This is a genomic window from Achromobacter spanius, assembly GCF_002966795.1.
Classification (GTDB): Bacteria; Pseudomonadota; Gammaproteobacteria; order Burkholderiales; family Burkholderiaceae_B; genus Achromobacter; species Achromobacter spanius_D.
The window spans coordinates 4,742,319-4,757,644 of the sequence record NZ_CP023270.1 but is presented as its reverse complement, the minus strand read 5'-3'; the positions used below and the strand labels follow the sequence as shown (position 1 = coordinate 4,757,644).

Here is a 15,326-nt window from a genome sequence, read left to right as displayed (position 1 = left end):
GGCTGTCAGCCGGGGCGCGTGAAGTCGATGGCCCCGCCGGGCAACAGATACAGCACCAGGGCGCGGCCTTGCGTGACAGTGGGGCGGTGCGCCGACCCCGGGCCATAAACCAGCCAGCCGGCGCCGTGGCCATCAAAGCGGGCGTCTTCGGTCAGCGGCATGATCATGTCGATCTCGCCATTGGGATGCGCGTGGTGCGGACCCGCCAGATCGATCATGTCGACGACGTCCACCGAGCAGCCGCCCAGGTCCTCGGCCGGCTTGATGACGCGGCCATACCGGATGCCGCCGCCTTCGCGGTTGCACATCCAGCCGTCGGCCACGCCCTGCCTACAGGTGGCAAAGATGTCCTGGAACAGCGCGCTGTCCGGACCGGCCGCGTCATTGAGCCGGGTTTGCAGCGCTGCATCCAGCGGCTGGCCGGCCGTCAGACGCGTCACGTCGCGCATCAGGGCATGGAATTGGTCAGGCGTACTCACCAGGCGGCTCCTTTACACTGTCGGCGCTTTGGCAGTCCGAACTGGACTGCTGTTTTTTTGCACCGGATCGGCTGTGGACTCGTTGGATGGAAAAATAGTGCTTCCGTTGATGTGGGTCAAGCACTATAGTGCATAAAAGAGCGGTAATCAGGGTTTTTGCGGAGTCAGTCGAACCATGAATCAAGCGCTAGACACGGCGCCCATCGAACCCCGGCGCGAGCCCTTTCTGATCGCTCTGGGCGAGCGCGTGCGCCGTTTGCGCGCCATTCGCGGCATGACGCGCAAGGGGTTGTCCCAGGCGACAGGCGTGTCCGAACGCCACCTGGCCAATCTGGAACATGGCGTCGGCAACGCGTCGATCCTGGTGCTGCTGCAGATTGCCCGCGCCTTCAACTGCGCACTGGCGGAGCTGGTGGGCGACGTCACGACGGAATCGCCCGACTGGCTGCTGATCCGTGAATTGCTCAGCGGGCGCACCGAGTCGGATCTGCAGCGCGCCCGCGAGGCGCTGTCGCAGCTGTTTGGCGTGGGGGCGGGGGCACAGCGCCCGAACCGCACGCAGCGCGTGGCGCTGATCGGCCTGCGCGGCGCGGGCAAGTCGACGCTGGGCCAGATGCTGGCCGACGACCTGGGCTATCCCTTTGTGGAACTGAACCGCGAGATCGAGCGCGTGGCGGGCTGCGGCATCCTGGAGATCCACAACCTCTACGGCCCCAACGCCTATCGCCGTTACGAACGGCGCGCGCTCGAAGAGGCCGTGCAGATCTACCCGGAAATGGTGCTGGCCACGCCTGGCGGCCTGGTGTCGGAACCTGCCACGCTGAATCTGCTGCTGACCCATTGCTACACGGTCTGGCTGCGCGCCACGCCCGAAGAGCACATGGGCCGCGTCATGGCGCAGGGCGACTTCCGCCCCATGTCGGGCAACAACGAAGCCATGGCTGACCTGAAGCGCATCCTGGCCGGACGCGAGGCGTTTTACGCCAAGGCGGATCTGACCTGGGTGACGAGCAATCTGGAGGTGCCGGAAAGCTTTGCTGGCTTGCGCACGCAGGTGCGCAAGGCTTGCGGGCTGCCGTTGTAACACTGCTCCGGCCACTCGCCCTGCCTGGTCTTCGATTGGCCGCCCGTTCGCGGGCGGCCTTTTGCTGTCCACTGCGATACCTACAAGACCTGCACTTTCCTGCATATTCCGCTTGACGCTCCGAATCGCCTGCACTAATCTGCATAATAATTCATGTGGTGCAATATTGTTCCTGTCCGAGCACCGGGCGTATGAGGAGACACACTATGAGCAGCCCCATCAGCCGGGTCGACTTTCGAACCGATCCCGCCCAGTACCGGCATTGGCGCCTGGCCTTCGACGGTGCGGTCGCGACACTGGCCATGGACGTCGCCGAAGACGGCGGCCTGCGCCCCGGCTACAAGCTCAAGCTCAATTCGTACGACCTGGGCGTCGACATCGAATTGCACGACGCGCTGCAGCGCATCCGTTTCGAACACCCGGAAGTGCGCAGCGTAGTCGTCACCAGCATGAAGGACCGGATCTTCTGTTCCGGCGCCAATATCTTCATGCTGGGGTTGTCCACCCACGCCTGGAAAGTGAACTTCTGCAAGTTCACCAACGAAACCCGTAACGGCATCGAAGACTCCAGCCGCCATGGCGGGTTGAAGTTCATCGCCGCGCTGAATGGCGCCTGCGCGGGTGGCGGCTACGAACTGGCGTTGGCCTGCGACGAAATCCTGCTGATCGACGACCGCTCGTCTTCCGTGGCCCTGCCCGAAGTGCCCCTGCTGGGCGTGCTGCCCGGCACGGGCGGCCTGACTCGCGTCACCGACAAGCGCCGTGTGCGGCACGATCATGCCGACATCTTCTGCACGCTGGTCGAGGGCGTGCGCGGGCAACGCGCCAAGGACTGGCGGCTGGTGGACGACGTGGTCAAGCCCGCCCGTTTCGAGGAAGAAGTCGGCGCCCGCGCGCAGGCGCTGGCCAAGGACAGCCACCGCCCGGCGGGCGAGCAAGGCGTGTCGCTGACGCCGCTGCAACGTACGGAGACCGAGACCAGCCTGTCCTATCGCTACGTCGACGTGCAGTTCGACCGCGAAAAGCGTCAGGCGACGTGGACGGTTCGCGCCCCGCAAGGCCCTGTTGAAACGGAACTGCAGGACATCGTCGCCGCGGGCGCCGCCTGGTGGCCGCTGCAGATGGCGCGCGAACTGGACGACGCCATCCTGTCGATGCGCACCAACGAACTGGACATCGGCACCTGGATCCTGAAGACCGAGGGCGACCCCGAGGCGGTGCTGGCCGCCGACGCGGCGCTGGAACGGCACGCGGACCACTGGTTCGTGCGCGAGACCGCCGGCATGCTGCGCCGCACGCTGGCGCGGCTGGACGTGACGTCGCGCAGCCTGTTCGCGCTCATCGAACCGGGCTCGTGCTTTGCGGGCACGCTGCTGGAACTGGCGTTGGCCGCCGACCGCAGCTACATGCTGGACGTGGAGGACGACGAAGCCATCGACGCCGCGCCGCCGCAGATTGTGGTGGGCGAGCGCAACTTCGGCGCATACCCGATGGTGAACGGCCAGAGCCGCCTGCAACGGCGCTTTTACGGCGAAACGCAGCCGCTGGAAGCGGTGCGCGCGCAGGCCGGACGCAGCCTGTCGGCCACCGGCGCGCTCGAGCTGGGCCTCATCACGTATGCACCCGACAGCATCGACTGGGACGACGAAGTGCGGCTGGCGCTGGAAGAGCGCCGTGCGCTGTCGCCCGATGCGCTGACCGGCCTGGAAGCCAACCTGCGTTTTGGCGGGCAAGAAACCATGGAGACCCGCATCTTCGGCCGGCTCACCGCGTGGCAGAACTGGATCTTCAACCGTCCCAATGCGGCGGGCGACAAGGGCGCGCTCAAGCTGTACGGCAAGGGCGAGCAGGCGGCATTCGACTGGAACCGCGTCTGAGCGGCAGCAACGAGAAAAACGGCCCCATTCCAAGAATCAGGAGAGAGACATGTCCGGCATCAACTACACCGACAAGATTCCCAACAACGTCAACCTGTCCGGCGACCGCACGTTGCAGCGCGCGCTGGAACACTGGCAGCCCAATTACCTGCAGTGGTGGCAGGACATGGGACCGGATGGCTCGCACGGCTTCGACGTCTATCTGCGCACGGCGGTCAGCGTCGAGCCCGACGGCTGGGCGCATTTCAATCACGTGCGCATGCCCGACTACCGCTGGGGCATCTTCCTGGCGCCGCAGGACGGGCAGCGCAAGATCCATTTTGGCGAGAACATCGGCCGCGACGTGTGGCAGGACGTGCCGGGCGAACACCGCGCCAACCTGCGCCGCATCATCGTCACGCAGGGCGACACCGAACCCGCCTCGATCGAGCAGCAGCGGCACCTGGGCCTGACCGCGCCGTCGCAGTACGACCTACGCAACCTGTTTCAGATCAACGTCGAAGAAGGCCGCCACCTGTGGGCAATGGTGTATCTGCTGCATCGCTACTTCGGTCGTGACGGCCGCGAGGAAGCCGACGCGCTGCTGCAGCGCAGCTCGGGCGATTCCGACAATCCGCGCATCCTTGGCGCCTTCAACGAAAAGACGCCGGACTGGCTGGCGTTCTACATGTTCACGTACTTCACCGATCGCGACGGCAAGTTCCAGTTGTGCGCGCTGGCCGAGTCCAGCTTCGATCCGCTGGCCCGCACGACCAAGTTCATGCTGACCGAGGAAGCGCATCACATGTTCGTGGGCGAGTCCGGCATCTCGCGCGTCATCCAGCGCACCTGCGAAGTGATGAAGGAACTGAAGACCGACGATCCGCTGGCCGTACGCGCGGCCGGTGTGATCGACCTGCCCACCATTCAGCGCTACCTGAACTTCCACTACAGCGTCACCATCGACCTCTTCGGCGCGGACCAGTCGTCCAACGCCGCCATCTTCTATGGCTCGGGCCTGAAGGGCCGCTACGAAGAGACCAAGCGCAACGACGACCATCAGCTCAAGAACGACACCTACCGCGTGCTGAACGTCAGCAACGGCAAGCTGACGGAGATCGAGGTGCCGATGCTCAACGCGCTGAACGAAGTGCTGCGCGACGACTTCATCCGAGATTCCGTGGCCGGCATCGGCCGCTGGAACAAGGTCATCGAAAAGAGCGGCCTGGCCTTTCGCCTGCAGGTGCCGCACAAGGCGTTCAACCGCCAGATCGGCACGCTGGCCGGCATTCGCATGTCGCCCGAGGGCGAGATCGTGTCCGAATCGCAATGGCAGGCCAATCAGCACAAGTGGCTGCCCACGCCGGAAGATCGCGCGTTCGTCGCGTCGCTGATGGGCCGAGTCACGGAACCGGGCAAGTTCGCCAACTGGATCGCGCCGCCTGTCATGGGTGTCAACCGCCAGCCGGTGAACTTCGAGTACGTGCGTTTCAACTGATGGCACGCGCGGGCCGCGTGCCCGCGCGTTTGGGAGGACGGCGATGAACGCCCCGTTACCGGTGGAAGTCCTGAAGCAGCACCTGATCGATCCCGAGATCTGCATCCGCTGCAATACCTGCGAAGAGACCTGTCCGGTCGATGCGATCACGCACGATTCGAACAACTATGTCGTGGATCCGGAAATCTGCAACGGCTGCATGGCCTGCGTGCCGCCGTGCCCAACCGGTTCCATCGACAACTGGCGGCTGGTGGTGCGCGCCGAAGCCTATTCCGTGCAGGACCAGTTCGGCTGGGAAGAGCTACCGCAGGAAAAGTCGTTGCCGGTGGACGCTGCGGTGGCGGGCGATGCCGCGCAGCAGGCCGTGGCGGATCCGCAGGCGGAACCGGCAGCCGCGCCGGCGATGCTGGTAACGCCCGGCGCCGCCGTTCCCCCGTGGTCCGCTGCGCACCCCTATGTGAATCTGTACACGCACAAGACGCCCATCACCGCGACGGTCGTGGGCAACTACCGTGTCACCGGCGCCGACACGGAAAGCGATATCCACCACATCGTGCTCGACTTCGGCGAGCAGCCGTTTCCGGTGCTGGAAGGGCAGTCGATCGGCATTCTGCCGCCCGGCGTGGACGCGATGGGCCGGCCGCATCACGCGCGCCAGTATTCGCTGGCGAGCCCGCGCGACGGCGAACGGGCGGGCTACAACAACCTGTCGCTGACCGTCAAACGCGTTACGCAGGACCATGGTGGAGAGGCCGCGCATGGCGTCTGCTCCAACTATCTGTGCGACCTCGCCAAGAACGACACGGTGAAGGTGATCGGCCCGTTCGGCCACAGCTTCCTGATGCCGAATCATCCGAAGGCCAATCTCATCATGATCTGCACGGGCACCGGTTCGGCGCCGATGCGGGCCATGACCGAGCGCAGCCGCCGCCTGATCGGCACGGCAGACATCGGCAAGCTCATGCTTTTTTTCGGCGCGCGCACCGAACGCGAGCTGCCGTACTTCGGCCCGCTGATGAAGCTGCCGCGCGACTTCATCGACATCAACCTGGCGCTCTCGCGCGAACCCGGGCAGCCCAAGCGCTACGTGCAAGACCTGCTGCTCGAGCGTGCCGAGCAGGTACGCGGATTGCTGGCCGACCGCAACACCTGCATCTACGTCTGCGGCCTGAAGGGCATGGAGGTCGGCGTGCTGGACGCGCTGCGCGAAGTGGTGGTGCAGTCTGGCGAGGATTGGTCTATCCTGCATGAAGCGCTGCGCCGCGAAGGCCGGCTGCACTTCGAGACTTACTGATCCACAACAACAGATGCGTGACGATCGGCGCGCCTGGGCGCGCCGATTTCGTTTGCACGGGGAAAACAAGACATGAAGTTCGCCGAATTCAAGGACGGCATGGTGATCAAGGGCGGGCCGGTCACCGTGACGGAAGCGGAGATCCTGGAGTTTGCCCGCAAGTACGATCCCCAATGGTTCCACACCGATCCGCAGCGCGCCGCGGCAGGCCGATGGGGCGGCCTTATCTCGAGCGGCTGGCACACCTGCGCGCTGGCCATGCGCATGGCGGTCGACGCCGCCTTGCATGATTCCGAATCCTTCGGCTCGCCCGGCCTGGGCGAAGTCCGCTGGCGCACGCCGGTGCGCCCGGGCGACACCCTGCACCTGCACGCGCGCGTGCAAGGCGCGCGGCATTCGTCCTCGCGCCCGGACCTGGGCATCATCAACTGGGCGTGGACGGTCGTGAACCAGCACGACGAAAGCGTGCTGGAAATGGACGCGACCAGCCTGTTCGACCTGTCCGGCAACAATTAGCCGGCGCGGCCTTTTTTAGCGCTTGCTCGCCTGCTTCAGAATGGCGGCCCCTTCCGGGCCGGCCGCCGCTTTCCAGGCGTTGATCGATTCCTTGGAGGCGTCCTGCAGTGCCTTGCGCACCGCGGGCGGCACGGCGGTGTTGATCGCGACCCCATTCTTGCGCATGTTCGCGTAGTTCTGCTGCAGGCGGCCTTCGATGCGTTTCCACTGCTCGGTCTCGGTCTGCGCAGCTGCCTGGTCGATGGCCTTGCGCGAACGCGCGTCCAGCGCCTCGTAGGCTTTCAGGTTCATCGTCGCCACCGAGATCGGCATGGCGTAGTTGATCTCGGCGAAGTGGGGCAGGTATTCCCACAGCTTGCGGCCCGCGCCGCCGTCGCCGGAGGACAGCACCGCATTGACCTCGCCCGACGCGATGCGCGGCATGGCGTCGGCAAACGAGATGTTCTCCGCGCGTGCGCCCGCGCGCTGCATGACGTCCTGCGACGTCGCATCGTAGGTGCGGATGGTCAGGCGTTTCAGCGCCGCCACGCTGTCCACCTTCTGCTTGGACCAGATGCCCGACGCTGGCCACGGCGTGGTGTAGAGCAGCTTCTGGCCGTGCGCGGCCAGCAGCTTTTCATACGCCGGGCGCGCCGCCTTGTTGAGGTTGCGCGCCTTGGACAGCGAGTCCGCCAGGAAGGGCAGGGACGACACGCCAAACAGGGGGTACTTCGTGGCCAGCGCGCCGGCGAAGGCGTCGCCGGCATCGACCTTGCGCGTCTGCACCGCGTCGATCATGTCGCCCGACTTGATGCCTTTGGCCGCGTCGAAGCTCGCGTCGATGACGACGTTGCCCGCCGACTTGGCGCGCACCAGCTCGGCGAACGTGGACACGCCTTGACCCGGCATGGACGTGGCCGGGTATTCGGTGGTCATGGTCAGTGTCGTGGCGGCCTGAGCGCCGTGGGCAACGAAGGCCATGGCGATGACTGACGCCAGGCGCAGGGGGGTGATGCGATGCATGCGCGACTCCTGTGGAGGGAATCCGCAAAGCGTACGAGGTGTACAGGCGTACGCCTAGTCGGGCTTACGGCAATGCGCGGGCGGTGCGGGATCGGGCGTATGGCGTATTGCCTTCGGACCAAGCCCGATGCCAGAACTTGCGAACCTGCTGGATCCGGCTTGGGCGTAGTTCAGCGAAACGCGGCATTGGCGTCATGGAATGCAATGCCGCGACTCAGCGCTTGTCCGTAGGCTCGCAGGGGGGGCTCGGTTCGGTAAAGCGATCAAGAAATCCATGGCGAATCACCGTTCGCTCAATTCTTGCGCCCGGCCCGATGCAGACGTCGATTCGCTTGAACGGCTTGGTGATTTCCAGCGAGTCAGTGCTTTGGCTGGGAAATGTCAGCAGCAGCCACATGTCGGGCTTCGGGAACATCGCGGTGTGGTGGACTGACGTCTCGCCTGGGCTCATTCCGAATTTCGCGGTGTTGTGGTTGTCGTTGAAAAACACGCCGATCCGGTCCGTCGCCCGCTCGGAATAATGCAACAGCACTATCGGCGAGAACGTGCCCCATAAGGCTATGGAACACCAAAGCGCAGCTAGCAATCCAATGATGATGGCGAAGAATTTCAGCACGCAGCCCATCATGTCCCCTTGCGAACGCATTTGTGGATATCTTTGGCCCGATGCCGAGCATTTCCCCAAGGTAGCGGTACGGCTTCAACCACTCGCAGGAGCGTCGCCGTCGTCAGTTCGTGGGGTTTGACCTGGCGATAAAGATCGCAGCCCAGCTTGATGGAAATATGATCTGGCACATCGTCAGCACTCGCAGGCCAGACACCGTTCTCTGGGTGGTGCTGCATGGTCGGCCATCGCTTCTTCAGCACAGCAGAGTAGGCATCCAGCAGCGCCTGTGCCATGCCTGCCGAGCCTACGCGAACAATCGGGCGGCCTGACATATTTCATCCTTGCAGATTGGCGGTGCGCGTAGAACAACACTCCGTCTAGCGACCGAAAATCAGAAGAATTTGGAAATTGCGCGAAGCGCGTCAGGTCGGTCCAATATCGGACCGACGCACGTCAAATTCCTGCAACTCAGTTAGCTGGGCCGTGCTCGGCTTGGAGTGCTAACCGTACGTCGTCATAAAAAAACCCCCGACAGTTGGATTTCTTCCAACTGTCGGGGGTCAGACCGCCCAGCAGGCGGCCTTCTTTTCTACACCAGGCAAGCGATCAATAGAACGCCTGGATGCCCGTCTGTGCGCGGCCCAGGATCAGGGCGTGCACGTCGTGGGTGCCTTCGTAGGTGTTGACCACTTCCAGGTTCACCAGGTGGCGGGCGACGCCGAACTCGTCGGAGATGCCGTTGCCGCCGAGCATGTCGCGGGCCAGGCGGGCGATGTCCAGCGCCTTGCCGCACGAATTGCGCTTCATGATCGAGGTGATTTCGACGGCGGCAGTGCCTTCGTCCTTCATGCGGCCCAGGCGCAGGCAGCCTTGCAGCGCCAGCGTGATTTCGGTCTGCATGTCGGCCAGCTTCTTCTGGATGAGCTGGTTGGCAGCCAGGGGGCGGCCGAACTGCTTGCGGTCCAGGGTGTATTGGCGGGCGGTGTGCCAGCAGGCCTCGGCGGCGCCGACAGCGCCCCAGGCGATGCCGTAGCGGGCGGAGTTCAGGCAGGTGAACGGACCCTTCAGGCCGGACACGCCGGGCATCATCTGGTCGGCGGACACTTCCACTTCGTCCATGACGATTTCGCCGGTGATCGACGCGCGCAGGCCGACCTTGCCGTGGATGGCGGGGGCCGACAGGCCCTTCATGCCCTTTTCAAGGATGAAGCCGCGGATCTTGCCGTCGAAGTCGCCGCCGACGCACTTGGCCCACACCACGAACACGTCCGCGATGGGCGAGTTGGTGATCCACATCTTGTTGCCGCTGACCTTATAGCCGTCGGCCGTTTTGACGGCGCGGGTTTCCATGCCGTTGGGGTCGGAGCCGTGGTTGGGTTCGGTCAGGCCGAAGCAGCCGATCCACTCGCCGCGCGCCAGCTTGGGCAGGTACTTCTTCTTTTGTTCTTCGCTGCCGAATTCGTTGATCGGCACCATCACCAGCGAGGACTGCACGCTCATCATCGAGCGGTAGCCGGAGTCGACGCGTTCGACTTCACGGGCGATCAGGCCGTAGCTGACGTAGTTCAGGCCGGCGCCGCCGTATTCGACGGGAATCGTGGCGCCCAGGAGGCCCAGTTCGCCCATTTCGGAGAAGATCTCGGGATCGGTCTTCTCGTTGCGGAACGCGTTGAGCACGCGGGGAGCCAGCTTGTCCTGCGAGTAGGCGTAGGCGGCGTCGCGCACCATACGCTCTTCGTCGGTCAGTTGCTGGTCCAGCAACAGAGGATCTTGCCAGTGGAATGAGGGGTTCGAGGACATGCTGGGTCTCCGCTATGGATTTCCGTGATCGGAATCTAGAAAGTTTAAACTTAAAATAATTCGGGCGGCAAGTTGGGGTTTGCACGGCGGTGCGCCTGGGCGCGCCGCCGGATGATCTGCCGGTTATGTCGCCCGTGCAGGGTTCAGTGCTGGGCCTTCAGCGCCGCCTCGCGGATCTTCTCGAGGGTCGTGGACGGGCTGATGGTTTCCGGGTCGATGAAGCAGTGCAGGATCGCCGGCTTGCCGCTGGCCAGTGCCCGTTCGAAGGCCGGCGCGAACTGTTCGGTGGTCTCCACGCGTTCGCCGTGGCCGCCAAAGGCGCGCGCGTAGTCGGCGAAATCGGGGTTCTTGAGCTCGGTCGCGGAAATGCGGCCCGGATAGTGCTTTTCCTGGTGCATGCGGATCGTGCCGTACATGCCGTTGTCCACCAGGATCACGACGATGGGCAGGTCATACTGCACCGCCGTCGCGAACTCCTGGCCGTGCATCAGGAAGCACCCGTCGCCCGCGAAGCACACGACGGTCTTGTCCGGCCAGACGCGCTTGGCGCCCACGGCCGCCGGCAGACCGTAGCCCATGGATCCGGAGGTAGGGGCCAACTGCGTGCCAAAGCGCGTGAAGCGGTGAAAGCGATGCAGCCAGGTAGCATAGTTGCCCGCGCCATTGGTCATGATGGCGTCGGCCGGCAACGTCTTTTCCAGATACCCCATCACCTGGCCCAATTGCAGCGCGCCCGGAGTGGTGACGGTTTCGGGGTCGCTCCATTTCAGGTACGACTCGCGCATCGCCTTGGTGCCTTCAGCCCAGACCGGCGCGGCCGGCGCCTTCAGGCCGGCCAGCGACGCGGCAAAGGCGGACGGCGACGTGTTGATGGCCAGGGTGGGGCGGTACACGCGGCCCAGCTCGGCGGCATCGGGATGCACGTGCACCAGTTTTTGCTTGGGCACCGGGATGTCCAGCAGCGTGTACGCCTGGCTGGGGTTCTCGGACATGCGGCCGCCCACCAGCAGGATCAGGTCGGCGTCGGTCACGCGCTTGAGCAGTGCGGGGTTGATGCCCAGACCCACGTCGCCGATGAAGCAAGGATGGTCGGCCGGGAACAGCATCTGGCGGCGGAACGACACGGCGGTCGGCAGCGCATGGCGTTGTGCGAAGTCGGCAAATTCCTGCACGGCGCGCGCGTCCCAGCGCGTGCCGCCCAGGATGGCGACCGGGTTCTTGGCGCCGGCCAGCAGTTTTTCCAGGTCGGCCAGCTGGCCGGCGGTGGGGGCGGATTCAATCACTTCGTAGCGCGGCGCGTCGGCCACCTTGGCGGCTTCGACCAGCATGTCTTCCGGCAGCGCAATCACGACCGGGCCGGGGCGGCCCGAGGTGGCGATGTGAAACGCGCGCGAGATCAGTTCGGGAATGCGTTCGACCTGATCGATCTCGGTCACCCATTTGGCCTGCGTGCCGAACACGGCGCGGTAATCCATTTCCTGGAAGGCTTCGCGCTCGCGCATGCCGCGCTCGATCTGGCCGACGAACAGGATCATCGGCGACGAATCCTGCTTGGAAATGTGCACGCCAGCCAGCGCGTTGGACGCGCCCGGGCCGCGCGTCACCATGCAGATGCCGGGTTCGCCCGTCAGCTTGCCGTGCGCATCGGCCATCATGGCCGCGCCGCCTTCCTGGCGGCACACCGTGACCTTGATGTCGGCATCGTGCAGGCCGTCCAGCACCGCCAGATAGCTTTCGCCGGGGACACAAAAGACATGTTTGACGCCATGGGCGACCAGTTGGTCGACCAGAATGTGACCGCCAAGGCGGGAATCTTGCTGGGGCATGGTGGTGTCGTGGTTAGCCTAGGGTAGAACTCCCGAGCATATGTTCCCTGAGCGCACAACGCAATTGATAAAATTGCACATTCTGTTGATCCCTCGGCACGTGCCGGCTGGTGCGCCGCAGCATGCGGGCGCACGGCGGCGGGCCGGCTTTGCGGCGGTATTTCCATGAGAAACGGCATTCCCAATCTGGCCGCCCTGCAGGCGTTCGAGGCCTCGGCCCGGCTGGGCAGCTTTTCGCGCGCCGCCGAAGAGCTGTCGCTGACGCACAGCGCCGTCTACCGCCAGGTGGCCAGCCTGGAAGCGCGGCTGGGCGTGCAGCTGTTCACGCGGGTGCGCCGCCGGATCGTGCTGACCGATCACGGCGCCGAGTACGCCGGCCGCATCCGTCACCATCTGGACCAGATCGAAAAGGACACTTTTGGTCTCGTCAGCCGGACCGGCATGGGGCGCAGCATCCACATCGCCGTCGTACCCACGCTGGCTACCACCTGGCTGATCCCGCGTCTGGCCGACTTCCAGCGCGAGCACGGCGACATCACCGTCAGCCTGTCCGTGCGCACGCTGCCGTTCCAGTTCAAGGACCAGCCGTTCGATGGCGCGCTGTATCACGGGGACGGACTCTGGCCCGGCACGCAGGGCGGGCTGCTGTTTCCCGAACGCGAGCTGGTGCCGGTCTGTGCGCCCGAATTGGCGGCGCGCGTGGCGGAGCAGGGCGGCGGCCTGACCGGCCTGACGCATCTGCACCTGGCGTCGCGGCCGGACGCCTGGCGTCAGTGGTACGGGGCCAATGGCTATCTGTATGGTCCGCAGGCGGCCGGGGGCCCGCGCTACGAGCTCTTCACCATGGTGATGGCGGCGGTGCAGGCTGGCCTGGGCGTTGGGTTGATGCCGCGCTTTCTGGCGCAGCCGGCGTTGGACCAGGGGGCGCTGGCCATGCCGGTGCCGCAGTCGCTGGCGGTCAGCCAGGGCTATTACTTCGGTTATCCGCAACGCAGCGAACGGTCCGATGCATTGAAGGCGTTTGAAACGTGGCTCAAGTCCGCCGCCGCCGGCGTGGGCGAGCGCCTGCCCGGCCGCGCCGCGCCGTAGAATCCCGCCATGCCCACTGCCCGCCAGACGCTCGCCTCCCAAGCCGACATCGACGCCTTCATCGACGCCGTCTGGCTTGAAGACGGCCTCTCCGCCAACACCCTGGCCGCCTACCGGCGCGACCTGACGGGTTTCGCCCGCTGGCTCGAAGACCCCGAGGCCTATGCCCGGGAACTGGCCGACCGCAACGGCGAACCGGCGCGCGCCCAGACCCTGCCCGTCGGCCCGGGCAAGCCGATCCGCGACGCGCAAAAGTCCGACATCGAGGCCTGGTTCGCCTTCCGTCACGAAGAAACCCGCGCCACCACCGCCAACCGCCGGCTTGCCGCGTTGCGCCGCTTCTACGCCTGGGCGCTGCGCGAACACCGCGCCGAGCGCGATCCGTGCCTGACGCTGGTCGCCGCCAAGCAGCCGCCGCGGATGCCCAAGACGCTGTCCGAGCAGCAGGTGGACGCCCTGCTGCGCGCGCCCGACGTCAGCCAGCCGCGCGGCCTGCGCGACCGCGCCATGCTCGAGACCCTATACGCCACCGGCCTGCGCGTGTCCGAGCTGGTCGGCGTGCGCGCCTTGGACGTCAGCCTGAATGAAGGCGTGGTGCGCGTGGTGCTGGGCAAGGGCGGCAAGGACCGCCTTGTGCCCCTGGGCGCCGAAGCCGCCCACTGGATTTCGCAGTACCTGGCCACGGCGCGCCCCGAATTGGCGGCAGGCCGCGTCAGCGACGCGCTTTTCATCACCAGCCGCGCCGAGGCGATGTCGCGGCAGGCATTCTGGCAACTGGTCAAGAAATACGCCGTGCTCGCCGGCGTGCATGCGCCGCTGTCGCCGCACGTGCTGCGCCACGCCTTCGCCACCCATCTGTTGAATCACGGCGCGGACCTGCGCGTCGTGCAGATGCTGCTGGGCCATGCGGACATTTCCACCACGCAGATCTACACCCATGTGGCGCGCGAACGCCTGAAGGCGTTGCACGCGGCGCACCATCCACGCGGCTGACCGCCGCCATCTTCCTACCCACCGGCACCAACATGAGCAAAGCCCGCCACGTTTCCGAAACGCCCGCTACCCAGTTCCTCAAGCAGCACAAGGTGGCTTATTCCGAGCACACCTACGACTACGTCGACCACGGCGGCGCCGGCGAAGCCGCGCGCCAGCTCGGCCTGGATCCGCACGCCGTGGTCAAAACGCTGGTGATGGAGGACGAATCGGCCAAGCCGCTGATCGTGGTCATGCACGGCGACCGCGAGGTCTCCACCAAGAACCTGGCGCGCCAGGCCGGCCTGAAAAAGGTCGAGCCTTGCAAGCCCGAGGTCGCGCAGCGCCATTCCGGCTATCAGGTAGGCGGCACGTCGCCGTTTGGCACCCGCAAGAAGATGCCGGTGTGGGTGGAAGCCGACGTGCTGGAATATCCGGTGGTCTACATCAACGGCGGGCGGCGCGGCTATCTGGTGGGCATCGACCCGAACGTGCTGGTGGATCTGCTGGGGGCCAAGCCGGTCACGGTGGCGCTGGAGTAGGGGCGTCCGGGTGGTGTCTATGGTGGTATCCCGCTACCACCTCGCCCGCCGGCTCGGCGGGCACAATGGGACAAGAACACCAAGAACCGGAGCCCGATCCTCGGGCAAGCAACCGGACGCCACCCTCATCCCACGGAGACAATCATGAGCAAACGACTGTTGATGCTGGTCGGCGACTACGCCGAAGACTACGAAACCATGGTGCCGTTCCAGACGCTGCTGACCGTCGGACACACGGTGCATGCGGTCTGCCCGGACAAGAAGGCGGGCGACACGGTGGCCACGTCGATCCATGATTTCGAAGGTGCGCAGACCTACACCGAAAAGCGCGGCCACAACTTCACGCTGAACTACGACTTCGATCGCGTCGAGCCCTCGTCCTACGACGGCCTGGTGATCCCCGGCGGACGCGCACCCGAATACCTGCGCCTGAACGAAAAATTGCTGGAGATCGTGCGGCATTTCGACAAGGCCAACAAGCCCATCGCCGCCGTCTGCCACGGCGCGCAGATCCTGGCCGCGGCCGGCGTGCTGAAGGGCCGGACCTGCTCGGCGTATCCTGCGTGCGCACCCGAGGTTCGTCTGGCAGGCGGCACGTACGCCGAGATCGCCGTCGACCAGGCCTACACGGATGGCAATCTGGTGTCCGCGCCCGCCTGGCCCGCGCATCCGGCATGGATGGCGCAGTTCCTGGCGGTGCTGGGCACCAAGATCACGCACTGATCCAGATCACGCACTGATAGCGGCGCGCGGGGCGCCGC

General features: G+C 65.4%; 15 protein-coding genes. 9 read left to right on the top strand and 6 right to left on the bottom strand.

The window, feature by feature from the left end:
• Nucleotides 1–5: 5 nt before the first annotated feature.
• Nucleotides 6–479, bottom strand: coding sequence for a DUF4863 family protein (locus CLM73_RS21550; protein ID WP_105240166.1), 474 nt, complete (start codon nt 477–479; stop codon nt 6–8).
• Between the two features lie 175 nt (nt 480–654).
• Between CLM73_RS21550 and CLM73_RS21545 the strand changes: the two genes are divergently transcribed.
• The 5 genes from CLM73_RS21545 to CLM73_RS21525 all read left to right on the top strand — a co-directional run bounded on the left by CLM73_RS21545 (nt 655) and on the right by CLM73_RS21525 (nt 6,727).
• The gene (locus CLM73_RS21545) at nt 655–1,563 is read left to right on the top strand and encodes a helix-turn-helix transcriptional regulator (protein ID WP_056570871.1); all 909 of its coding nucleotides are present in this window, start codon (nt 655–657) and stop codon (nt 1,561–1,563) included.
• A 206-nt stretch (nt 1,564–1,769) separates the two neighbouring features.
• Entirely contained in the window at nt 1,770–3,440 is a 1,671-nt protein-coding gene (gene boxC / locus CLM73_RS21540; protein ID WP_105240165.1) for a 2,3-epoxybenzoyl-CoA dihydrolase, read from the top strand.
• A 49-nt stretch (nt 3,441–3,489) separates the two neighbouring features.
• Nucleotides 3,490–4,917, top strand: a complete 1,428-nt coding sequence (boxB, locus tag CLM73_RS21535; protein WP_105240164.1) for a benzoyl-CoA 2,3-epoxidase subunit BoxB — start codon at nt 3,490–3,492, stop codon at nt 4,915–4,917.
• 43 nt (nt 4,918–4,960) lie between these two features.
• Nucleotides 4,961–6,211, top strand: coding sequence for a benzoyl-CoA 2,3-epoxidase subunit BoxA (boxA, locus tag CLM73_RS21530; RefSeq protein ID WP_105240163.1), 1,251 nt, complete (start codon nt 4,961–4,963; stop codon nt 6,209–6,211).
• 72 nt (nt 6,212–6,283) lie between these two features.
• Nucleotides 6,284–6,727: a MaoC family dehydratase gene (locus CLM73_RS21525; RefSeq protein ID WP_056570863.1), complete on the top strand. Its 444-nt coding sequence runs from the start codon at nt 6,284–6,286 to the stop codon at nt 6,725–6,727.
• Between the two features lie 15 nt (nt 6,728–6,742).
• Here CLM73_RS21525 and CLM73_RS21520 read toward each other — a convergent pair whose 3' ends face one another.
• The 5 genes from CLM73_RS21520 to CLM73_RS21505 form a co-directional block, all read right to left on the bottom strand.
• Nucleotides 6,743–7,729 carry a TRAP transporter substrate-binding protein gene (locus tag CLM73_RS21520; protein WP_105240162.1) on the bottom strand — a complete coding sequence of 329 codons (987 nt, stop codon included), beginning with the start codon at nt 7,727–7,729 and terminating at the stop codon, nt 6,743–6,745.
• A gap of 214 nt (nt 7,730–7,943) precedes the next feature.
• The gene (locus CLM73_RS21515) at nt 7,944–8,375 is read right to left on the bottom strand and encodes a hypothetical protein (protein WP_105240161.1); all 432 of its coding nucleotides are present in this window, start codon (nt 8,373–8,375) and stop codon (nt 7,944–7,946) included.
• Entirely contained in the window at nt 8,354–8,629 is a 276-nt protein-coding gene (locus tag CLM73_RS29000) for a hypothetical protein (RefSeq protein WP_158685912.1), read from the bottom strand. The genes CLM73_RS21515 and CLM73_RS29000 overlap by 22 nt, the downstream gene beginning before the upstream one ends.
• A gap of 313 nt (nt 8,630–8,942) precedes the next feature.
• Nucleotides 8,943–10,136 carry an acyl-CoA dehydrogenase gene (locus tag CLM73_RS21510; protein ID WP_056570859.1) on the bottom strand — a complete coding sequence of 398 codons (1,194 nt, stop codon included), beginning with the start codon at nt 10,134–10,136 and terminating at the stop codon, nt 8,943–8,945.
• A 143-nt stretch (nt 10,137–10,279) separates the two neighbouring features.
• A complete protein-coding gene (locus tag CLM73_RS21505) occupies nt 10,280–11,962 on the bottom strand; it encodes a thiamine pyrophosphate-binding protein (protein ID WP_105240160.1) in 1,683 nt (560 codons plus the stop codon).
• 165 nt (nt 11,963–12,127) lie between these two features.
• On the opposite strand from CLM73_RS21505, the gene CLM73_RS21500 reads away from it, so the two are divergent.
• The 4 genes from CLM73_RS21500 to CLM73_RS21485 all read left to right on the top strand — a co-directional run bounded on the left by CLM73_RS21500 (nt 12,128) and on the right by CLM73_RS21485 (nt 15,288).
• Entirely contained in the window at nt 12,128–13,051 is a 924-nt protein-coding gene (locus CLM73_RS21500; protein WP_105240159.1) for a LysR substrate-binding domain-containing protein, read from the top strand.
• Nucleotides 13,052–13,060: 9 nt separating this feature from the next.
• On the top strand, nt 13,061–14,044 hold the full coding sequence (gene xerD / locus CLM73_RS21495; protein ID WP_105240158.1) for a site-specific tyrosine recombinase XerD: 984 nt from the start codon (nt 13,061–13,063) through the stop codon (nt 14,042–14,044).
• Nucleotides 14,045–14,076: 32 nt separating this feature from the next.
• Complete coding sequence (ybaK, locus tag CLM73_RS21490) at nt 14,077–14,565, top strand: Cys-tRNA(Pro) deacylase (protein ID WP_105240157.1); 489 nt, start codon at nt 14,077–14,079, stop codon at nt 14,563–14,565.
• A 144-nt stretch (nt 14,566–14,709) separates the two neighbouring features.
• A complete protein-coding gene (locus tag CLM73_RS21485) occupies nt 14,710–15,288 on the top strand; it encodes a DJ-1/PfpI family protein (RefSeq protein WP_105240156.1) in 579 nt (192 codons plus the stop codon).
• Nucleotides 15,289–15,326: the final 38 nt, after the last annotated feature.